Origin of the sequence: Neisseria sp. HMSC075C10 (assembly GCF_001815615.1) — a bacterium.
Taxonomy (GTDB): Bacteria; Pseudomonadota; Gammaproteobacteria; order Burkholderiales; family Neisseriaceae; genus Neisseria; species Neisseria subflava_A.
In genome coordinates this window covers 1-903 of the sequence record NZ_KV821245.1, presented here as the reverse complement: position 1 = coordinate 903, position 903 = coordinate 1, and the positions used below count along the sequence as shown (strand labels likewise).

Annotated in this window: 1 protein-coding gene and 3 tRNA genes; 3 read left to right on the top strand and 1 reads right to left on the bottom strand. The window is 44.1% G+C overall.

All coding sequences use genetic code 11. The features are described from left to right. Nucleotides 1-57: 57 nt before the first annotated feature. The 3 genes from HMPREF3047_RS01860 to HMPREF3047_RS01855 all read left to right on the top strand — a co-directional run bounded on the left by HMPREF3047_RS01860 (nucleotide 58) and on the right by HMPREF3047_RS01855 (nucleotide 330). Nucleotides 58-131: transfer RNA gene (locus tag HMPREF3047_RS01860), tRNA-Cys, on the top strand. 10 nt (nucleotides 132-141) lie between these two features. After that, a tRNA-Cys gene (locus HMPREF3047_RS11380) sits at nucleotides 142-219 on the top strand. Between the two features lie 21 nt (nucleotides 220-240). Then, a tRNA-Leu gene (locus HMPREF3047_RS01855) sits at nucleotides 241-330 on the top strand. A 96-nt stretch (nucleotides 331-426) separates the two neighbouring features. On the opposite strand, the gene HMPREF3047_RS01850 is transcribed toward HMPREF3047_RS01855, so the two are convergent. Then, on the bottom strand, nucleotides 427-903 hold a 477-nt coding region (locus tag HMPREF3047_RS01850), incomplete at its 5' end, for a tyrosine-type recombinase/integrase (protein WP_141756541.1).

The window sequence follows — 903 nt, the reverse complement described above, 5'->3', positions numbered from 1 at the left end:
GAGTTCGAGACTCGTTTCCCGCTCCAGTTTCATACTACAACACTCAAACGTAGTTTTGGCGAGATAGCAAAGTGGTTATGCAGCGGATTGCAAATCCGTCTACGCCGGTTCGATTCCGACTCTCGCCTCCATCCATTTCATGGCGGGGTGGCAGAGTGTTTATGCTATAAGGGGTGCAACCCTTATATAGGCCGGTTCAAATCCGCGCCCCCGCCTCCAATCTCTCAATTTATTGTCTACGCCCGGGTGGTGAAATAGGTAGACACAACGGACTTAAAATCCGTCGGCCCTAAACCGGCCGTGCCGGTTCGATTCCGGCTCCGGGCACCAATAAATATCTGAATTTATTGAAAAACCTAATATTCCAAATTTCTAATTGACAGCTTATTTGTAAGGCTGTCTTTTTTGTTTGTGCCTGATTTGTGTCTAACTTGCACCATTTGTGTCAAATGTGACAAGCTCGTGCAAAACTTGAGCATGTTGATGAAGATGTTCAGGAGCCAAATGTGCGTATCTCTGCACCATCCTTAACGTCTTCCAACCACCCATTTCTTGCAACACTCTCAATGGTACGCCAAGCTGAACTAACCAATTTGCCCAAGTGTGCCTTAAATAATCGTGCCAAATAAAGTCTTCTATTTCTGCCAGTTCTAACGTCTTCTTCCAATATCGGCTGTTAATGCCGCTAATTGGTTTATTCCGCTTATTCACAAAAACAAATTTCTTATGCTTGCCTATCTGCCGCTTTAATACTTCAACAGCAGTATCATTCAAAGCAACACCCAGTGTATTTCCAGCTTTCATTTCATCAGGATGATACCAACAGACCTTCCTGTCTAAATCAACCTGATTCCATGTCAAACCCAAACCATTTGAGACCTTTGCAAAATTCCCCAAAATCCC